This window comes from Oleiagrimonas sp. (assembly GCF_027858935.1).
GTDB lineage: Bacteria > Pseudomonadota > Gammaproteobacteria > Xanthomonadales > Rhodanobacteraceae > Oleiagrimonas.
In genome coordinates this window covers 1-3,693 of the sequence record NZ_JAQIBU010000327.1, presented here as the reverse complement: position 1 = coordinate 3,693, position 3,693 = coordinate 1, and the positions used below count along the sequence as shown (strand labels likewise).

Sequence of the window (3,693 nt, the reverse complement as noted above, 5' to 3'; positions counted from 1 at the left end):
GGGTGTGGTGTTCAGCAGCGGGTTGTCCCAACCGTCGCGCGGACGGAATCGATCGCCATGCCGTCGGGCCAGTTCCTCGAGCTTGCCGCGCACGGCATCGGCACCGGTCTCGCGAATGTACTGGATCGGTCCGCCGCGGAACGGGGCGAAGCCAATACCGAAGATCACGCCTGCGTCGAGCAGATCGGGTTCGTCGACGACGTGGTCGTGCAGGCATGCCACCGCCTCGTTGACCATCGGCAGCAGCATGCGGTCGGTCAGATCAGCGGCCGCAGTGTAGTCCGGGTCGACCTCGGGTTTGACCGGCTTGCCATTTTCCCAGACATAGAAGCCCTTGCCGTCCTTCTTGCCGCGCCTGCCTTCCTCGAGCAGGTCGTCAAGTCCCTCGGGAATATCCAGGCCAAGGAATGGGGCCAGTTCCCGTCCGACCGATGCGGCCACGTCCAGACCGACGGTATCCGCCAGTTCGATCGGACCCATCGGCATGCCAAATTTACGCGCGGCCTTGTCGAGTACCGGCCCTGGAACGCCCTCGTTCAAAAGGCGCATGGATTCGAGCAGGTACGGCATCAGGATGCGGTTGACGAGGAAGCCCGGGGTGCCGGCCACGGCGATCGGCAATTTGCCGATCGCCTTGCAGAAGGCCAGTGCGCGTTTTTCAGCCTGTTCGTCCAACTGGTCGTGTCGCACTACCTCGACCAGCGGCATCTTGGCGACCGGGTTGAAGAAATGCAGGCCGAAGAATCGCTCCGGGCGCTCGAGGTTTTCGCGCAACTGGTCCAGCGGGATTGAGGAGGTGTTTGTGGCCAGCAGTCCGTTTTCCTGCAACTGCGGTTCGATCTTGGCGTACAGCTGTTGCTTGGCTTCGATGTTTTCGTAGATGGCTTCGATCACCAGGTCGGCATCGGCCACGCCCGTGCCGTCGACATCGGCGCGCAACCGCGCCATGGGTTCGCGCACTTTGTCGTCGGACTTGAGTTTCTTCTCGTATAGGGTGCGGGCGCGCTGCAAGGCCGGCTCGATGTATTTCATCTCGCGGTCCTGCAGGGTGACCTGGAACCCTTTAAATGCACTCCACGCGGCAATGTCGCCGCCCATGGTGCCGGCGCCGACGACATGCACGTGCTCGATGTCGTGCGCGACGTCCGACCCCAGACCCTTGAGGCGTTCGCGCAGGAAGAACACGCGGATCAGGTTGCGCGCCGTCGAGGTGTCGGCCAGCCGGGTTACGGACCGGGCCTCCAGTATCAGACGCTGGCCGATGTCAGACCCACCGCGGCGCCAGACTTCGATCAGTGCGAACGGCGCAGGGTAGTGCTCCTTGCGGACACGGCCGGCAGTCTGCTTCAGCACGATGCGGGCAAGGACCTGACGGAGCGGCCACAAATGGGTGGACCAGGCCAGCAGCCGTTGCAGGATTGGACGCTTGGCCTTCTTGCCGATCCGTTCGCGCGCCGTTTCCAGCAGCGCGTCGGCATTGCACAGCGCGTCGACCAGACCGACTGAACGTGCGCGTCGTGCAGAGAATGGGTGACCGGTCAACATTGCCTGCAACGCCTGTGGTGCACCGATCAGGCGGGGAAGGCGAGCGGTACCGCCCCAGCCGGGATGGATGCCCAACATCACTTCCGGAAGGCCGATACGCGTGCCGGGATCATCCACGGCGACCCGCTGGTCGCAGGCCAGGGCCAGCTCGGTGCCCCCGCCCATGCAGGCACCATGCACCGCAGCAACCGTGGGGCAAGGCAGTCGAGCCAGTTTCTCGAACACCTTCTGGCCGTTGCGGATGTTCTGCATGACGCTGTTGTCGCGGGCAAAGGTAATGAATTCATGCAAATCGGCACCGACCGCGAACCCAGCGTCCTTGGCCGAATGGATGATGACGCCCCGCGGGGCTTCAATGGACAGACGTTCGACGATCTCGCCGAGTTCATCGATCACTGCCCGCGAAAGCGCATTGACGTTGCTGCCGGCACGATCCAGGGCCAGGATGACGATGCCGTCCTTGTCAGCGTCGGCCTGCCAGTGCTTGAAGCGCAATCCATCGAACATATGCAAGATGCACCCAAATGAGAACAGGAACAGTCACGATACCGCGAGGTCGTGGTGAATGCGAGATACGATGTACAGGCAACTGAAGCCAGAATACAGGCCTGCCGAGAATGCGTGCGCATGTCGGAGGCTTACCCTATGCTCATCATGCGCCATCTGGCTGAGCGTTCGGGCGCAGGTGCCTCATGGCTGTCTTCGGGATGACTTGAACGATGAAAGCGGTAGGTATTCAACCTGGGTCGGACACGCTCGAACGTGTCATAGCCGCGGATTCGGTACTCACGATGATCAAGACCGACCAGCCGGAAGTCCTGGTCGAGCAGTTTCGTCATGTCGCTCGTCGCAGCGGGCAGTCGGTGTATGTCTGGTATCCGGACAAAGGCTTGCGCAGCCTGCGCGAAGGTGACGTGCGCGTGCCCGGTTGCAGGGGTGTGGGTGACACGTTCCGTTACGTGATGCAGAGCATGCATTTCGGTATCTACATCATGGTGGGGGTCCGTGGTGCTCTCAGTCGCGCTGAACAGACCCTTTTGCGCCAGCTCGAGCACCGTGGGGCGGAGTACGTGCGTCGGATCGTCCTGCTTGGCAACGATGAGGCCCTGATGAAGTCTGTCGAGGCGAAGGCCACCATGATCGAGACTGGCGTGGGGGGCGGCCGACCGCGTTTGCGCGACGGCCGCTGGGTGGTCTGAAGATGTTTCCCGGAAAACCCCTGCATGTACTGATCATCGCCTCCGGCCGGGAGGACCGGCGTCGTCTTTTTGATGCGTTGGACGGCGAGGACCTTGGTGCGTTGCATACCGCGCGGGATGCGGGTCAGGCGAGCAGCCTGATTGCTGAAGAGGCGCAAATGGATGTGGTGATCATCGATTTCGTCGGTGACGCCAGCGAAAATGTCGCCTTTTGCGCCAAGCTGCACAGCAGTCCGGAGTATGCACATGTCAAGGTTCTGGGCATCCTGGCTGCAGAGAGCCGGCAGCGTCAGTGGGGCTTTCAGCAGATCCCGGATGGTGTGGACGAATGGATACGCAGCCCAGTGGATGCAGGTGAGGTCTGCGCGCGCCTGAAGCAGATGATCAACTCAGATGCGCCAACCACTTCGGCGAAAACGGCAAGGGCCATTTCGGTTTCGGGCGGGGATTACCGCTTTGCTTTCGAGACCGACGAGGATGAAATCCTGGTGCTGGATCCGGCAACCGGCGAAATCCTCGAGGTCAATCCGGCCTATGAACAACGTTCCGGATATATCGCAGATCAGGTTCTCGGGCGCAGTGCCGCCGTGATGCTGGGGTTGAGCGACGAGCAACTGGAGAAGATGCGCCAGGCGCTGGAGAGGGATGGTGTCGGGCGGCGTCGCTGCAATCGAGCGCGCATCGACGGTGGTGCGGATATCGTGAACATGACACTTCAGCCTGCATTGCGGGGGGATCACATGGTGCATGTTGTGAGCCTGCGCGATCGACGCGAAATGGAGGCTGCTCGAATGGCCCTGGGCTTGCTTGCCCGGATGCAGGCAACCAGCACTGGCGAGGGCCGCATGGCCACCTCGGCACGCCTGCTCGCCGATCTTCTGCAACTGAATTATGTCGCGGTCTATTCGACGCATGTCGAGAACATGGAAGGGCCGCAACTGATCAATCG

Annotated in this window: 3 protein-coding genes; 2 read left to right on the top strand and 1 reads right to left on the bottom strand. The window is 61.8% G+C overall.

The annotated features are described in order from the left end of the window. A partial coding sequence (locus PF446_RS12425) for a 3-hydroxyacyl-CoA dehydrogenase NAD-binding domain-containing protein (RefSeq protein ID WP_298072063.1) occupies positions 1-2,052 on the bottom strand: 2,052 nt, incomplete at its 3' end. 284 nt (positions 2,053-2,336) lie between these two features. Between PF446_RS12425 and PF446_RS12420 the strand changes: the two genes are divergently transcribed. Both PF446_RS12420 and PF446_RS12415 read left to right on the top strand, forming a co-directional pair. Beyond that, positions 2,337-2,744, top strand: coding sequence for a hypothetical protein (locus PF446_RS12420; RefSeq protein WP_298072061.1), 408 nt, complete (start codon positions 2,337-2,339; stop codon positions 2,742-2,744). A gap of 2 nt (positions 2,745-2,746) precedes the next feature. Beyond that, a partial coding sequence (locus PF446_RS12415) for a PAS domain S-box protein (RefSeq protein ID WP_298072059.1) occupies positions 2,747-3,693 on the top strand: 947 nt, incomplete at its 3' end.

Excerpts from the sequence above, each read along its gene's own strand:
- PF446_RS12420 (WP_298072061.1), top strand. The coding sequence starts at position 2,337 with ATGATCAAGACCGACCAGCCGGAAGTCCTGGTCGAGCAGTTTCGTCAT.